This is a genomic window from Yersinia sp. J1, assembly GCF_050586585.1.
In the GTDB taxonomy this organism is placed as follows: Bacteria; Pseudomonadota; Gammaproteobacteria; order Enterobacterales; family Enterobacteriaceae; genus Yersinia; species Yersinia entomophaga.
The window spans coordinates 1-4,169 of record NZ_JBOBDP010000031.1 but is presented as its reverse complement, the minus strand read 5'-3'; the positions used below and the strand labels follow the sequence as shown (position 1 = coordinate 4,169).

Here is a 4,169-nt window from a genome sequence, read left to right as displayed (position 1 = left end):
GCTGCCTGAACTGCCCCAGCGGTTTGCTGAGGTTGCGCCACATCGCCTCCGTCTGGCGGGTCACCTGCCCAAACACCCCATATTGCCCTGACCACACCATGTCGCCCTGTTTGTTGGTCACTTCCTGCGGTGAGCCGTTCAGGTCGGTATGATACCAATACAACTGGTCTTCACCGTAGCGCCGTTCAATGCAGGCCAACGGCGTATAGGCTTCGTTCGGGTCGTAACAGTAGGTTTGTTGGCTGTCTGCGGTGCGGCTTTGCAGCAACCGCAGTCCTTGCCACAGAAAATGCGTTTCGTGCCGCTCCTGCCGGGTGCTCACGCTCTTGCTCAACCGGCGGCCTAGCGCATCATAGTGGTACTGCGCCTCAAACAATCCCTTCGGCCCGTCCCCCTTGGCCCCCACCAACCGGTTATCTCCGTCGTAGCGATAACGCTGGATACGGGCGCTGTCCTGCCTGACCACCATATTGCCAAAGGCATCATACTGATATTGCCACTGCTCCCAGCGGGTGAGGCGGTTATCACGGTAAGGCTCGCTGCCACCGGTATGGGGTGAACTCTCTGGCGTCTGTAGCGGCACTATCAGCGCATTGTCGGCCCGGTCATAACGCACCGAGGCTTGCCCACTGTGTGCCGAGTAGACGTGACGTAGCCGTCCCTCTTCATCGTAACCATAGCTCACGGTGCCCCGGTTGCTGTCTTCCACCGCAGCCAGTTCATGCATATCGTCATAATGATAAGCTCGCCACAGAATCCCTTGCTCCGGGGAAGTGAGTGCCTCGGTAATCCGATGGCTGACGCTGCTCTGCCACTGGCGACGCCCCAGACGGTCATACTGCCGGTGCTGCGTCAGGGTGCCTTGCGTGCGGCTGGTTTCCCGGTGCAACGCATCGCGCTCAAATTCACTGACTATCTGGTCATTGAAGCGGATGGCGGTGACATGCCCGGAGCCGTAGTGGTGCCAATGGAACTGGTCGTCATTTGGCAGTCCCAACGTGGTCAGGTTGCCCAACGCATCGTATTGGTAGGTCAGCACCTCGACGCCGTTATGCTCCCTGACGACCCGGCCCAGTTTATCCCGTTCAAAAGTGACGGTATTAGGCTGGATACCCAGTTTTTCACCCTGTTCGGTGGGGGTACGGCGGGCGCTGAGCAGATTGCCCATCACGTCCCACTGGTATTCCACCCGTTCGGTCTGTGTCTGGCGTTCAATCACACGGCCTGCGGCATCATAGACAAGCTGACTGGGTTTCTCGGGCCGTTGGCCTTCATCGTCTGCCGTGCCGCGTTGGGTGACCGCGCTCATCTGCCCATCGGCATCGTAAGTGTAGCCATAACGTGTATCGTCCGGGCGCTGTTCTTCCTGTAAGCGGCCTTCCGCATCACGGCTAAAGCGATACACCCCGCCATTGTCGTTATCCAGACTGAGCAAACGCCCTTCAACATCGTAGTTGTAGCGGATAGCCCGGTTCAGGCGGTCGGTGGTACTCAGGGTTTGCCCACGTGCGTTGTAATGCCAATGGCGAGGCAGGTTGTTCCCCAACTGGTGGCTGAGCAACAGCCCAGCTTCAGACCAGCCAAACTGCTCGGTGGAGCCATCCGGCAAGGTCAGTGTGACCAGTTGGCCTACATCGTTATATTCGTAGTGGGTTTCCTGCTGCAACGCATCCCGGCGGGAAAGCAGTTGACCCAAGGTATCGTAGCGCCAGGTCGTCGGCTGGCCGGAACAGTCGGTGTAAAGGGTCATCAACCCCAGCATGTTCCAGTCTAAGCGGCTCTCCCCACCCCGCGCATCGGTCATGCTATCCGGCAACAGCGTGTTGTCACGGGGGTAATGATACTGAGTTGACTGTAACAACCGATCGGTTTCCTGTACTACCCGTCCTTGTTCATCCCATTGGGTACGTTCTGACGTGCCATCCGGCCAGAACACAAAGGTCTGTCGGTCGCTGTTGCGCTGATACTGCCAGCGCGTTTTCGCACCATTGGCCTCGGTGACCGACACCAGCCTACCCAGTTCATCCCACTGGCACTGGCGCAGATGCCCCAGCGGCGAGCGGTAACCGGCGGGTTGCCCTACGTCGTCCCACAACAGATGATGCGTGTTGCCAGAGCGGTCGGTGTAACGGCTGACACGACGGTGTTCGTCCAACGCCCACACCGTCTGGCTGCCATCCTGCCAGGTGGCAATACGTTGACGCTGCTCTTCATCATAGGCCAGTCGGTAGCCATCGCCTTCACTGGTGTGCTGTTCAACCACACACCAGATGTCGTCAATCTCTTGCCACTGATAGTCACAGCGCAATCCCGTGGCATTCTCATGCCATAACAGCAAACCGTTCTGCGCATCACCGCCTCACCCCGGTGCTGTACCGCCACCAGTTGCCCTTTCTCGTTATACTGGTAACGGGCACGCAGCACCTCACCAGACACCGTGTGCTGCCAGACTGCCGTCAGACGATTCAGTTTGGGATGGTACTCACAGCGCAGGGTTTGCCCACGGGTACAGGTGACGCTCTCCATCTGCCGTTGTGCGTTGTAGTGGAATGACTGCTGGTTACCGACATTATCGCTGATGACACCTAGAGGAGCACGGCCCTCGGCATCAAAGGCCGGGTAGTGGTAACGCAGTTCGCCCGCATCGTGGACAGACCAACGGCCATCCTCATGATGCGTGAGCCAGCACTGCTGGTCAGGGCAGAACGTCTGGTGGCCTGCGGGCACATCCGGGAAGGGAATGAAGTCGCCATAGGTGTTACGCCACAGAATACCGTCTTCCACCTGCCGCAGTTCACTCTCCCAGAACAGGCTCCAACCGCGTCCCAGCACGCCCTCATAGACATGGCTGCTGAGATAGCGACGCTGCCAGAACAGGGGTAATTCACCGTCGAGAGTAAAATCCAGTTCGTCGTCATCATTGAGGAATTTCTGCCCGGTCGTCACGTCCACCGGTTTAGCCAGAACGCCTGCCACCGACGCTACTATTGCCAACGGGGCCAACCGACAGGCGATTTTGGCTATCTTGTCCGCGCCCGGCAGTTTGGCAAATAACTTTTGAATCGCGCCCGGCCCCTTGCTGGCCGCCCCCCCAAAGCTTATCAGGCCCGCCGCAAACATCGTCAGGTCAGACACGGTGTAGGCCCATTGGGGAATTTCAGTTGTGATGCTTTCCGTGGTGGTCGTACCGCCACCAATAAACACGTTGGGTGACCCCGCCATGATGGTGGCATCACAGGTGGTTTTATCGCTCTTGCGGGCGGCTGGCAGGCCATTGATAAACACAGAGGATGAGCCCTGAGCCACCTGCTGAACCTTGTCCTTGTCGCAGTTCACCGTGCTGAGTGACGAAACAGCCGCCGCTTTGCCATTGGTAAAGACATTGCCCGAGCCGGTGATAATGGCACCGCTGGGACTCATCGAACCGGCTCCAGCCTCAACACCGGCATCCCGCGCTTTCTCCCCCAGGGCGTTCGCCGCCATACCGACAGCAATCGAGGCCCCAATCAGCAGAATACCGACACCGAGACACGCAGACGCGCACCCGGCAGCAAACAGCATCCCGCCCAGAATGCCCCCGGCAACGTTGATGATTCCGCCTAAAATCGTTCCACCAATCAACCCGGCGATAGCCTGAGAATGGCCGATGGGATCACCGACGCGTGCCGCTTCCAGCATGAGTATTCGCTCCTGTCCGTGTGCGAAAGATTAGGGGTGTTGGTAACTGTTTAAGCAATCAGAGAAGAAGGCTTCATCCTGTTCACTCAGGGCATGAGCACTGGTCAGCGTGAAAATCAGCACGGTGGAGGCCGAAACCAAAAACGCCGCCTGACGTTGATGCAGTGTCTGGCCTTTTTGCGGATGGTAACGGTAAAGCAGCGTGATGCCATGGAACAGGCTATCGCCCAAGACTGCGAGCTGTTCGTCGAGAGCCTGGTACTTGCGCAGACCTTTTTGCAATACCTCACGCTGGCGAGCGAGATAGGCTTCAAAGCTTTCGTCCGGGCGTAACTGGTCACGGGAAACATTGAGTGAGGGCTTTTGCGGGGCAATCAAAATATTGACGGTCTGCTCACGGTAATCAGCAGGCAAGGCGATACTGCCTTCAGTGAACACACAGCGTAGGTCTGACACCTGATTCATCCTTGAAATCCATTCAATATCCTTAT

3 protein-coding genes are annotated in these 4,169 nt (G+C 57.9%); all 3 read right to left on the bottom strand.

The window, feature by feature from the left end; all coding sequences use genetic code 11:
• A partial coding sequence (locus tag ACQ4OC_RS19250) for an RHS domain-containing protein (protein ID WP_415843175.1) occupies window positions 1-469 on the bottom strand: 469 nt, incomplete at its 3' end.
• 1,610 nt (window positions 470-2,079) lie between these two features.
• Window positions 2,080-3,678, bottom strand: a complete 1,599-nt coding sequence (locus ACQ4OC_RS19245) for a PAAR domain-containing protein (protein WP_430971539.1) — start codon at window positions 3,676-3,678, stop codon at window positions 2,080-2,082.
• A 30-nt stretch (window positions 3,679-3,708) separates the two neighbouring features.
• On the bottom strand, window positions 3,709-4,169 hold a 461-nt coding region (locus ACQ4OC_RS19240; protein WP_430971538.1), incomplete at its 5' end, for a DcrB-related protein.

What these genes read in the sequence shown, in the direction of transcription:
- ACQ4OC_RS19245 (WP_430971539.1), bottom strand. Translation starts at nt 3,678, where the DNA reads ATGCTGGAAGCGGCACGCGTCGGTGATCCCATCGGCCATTCTCAGGCT.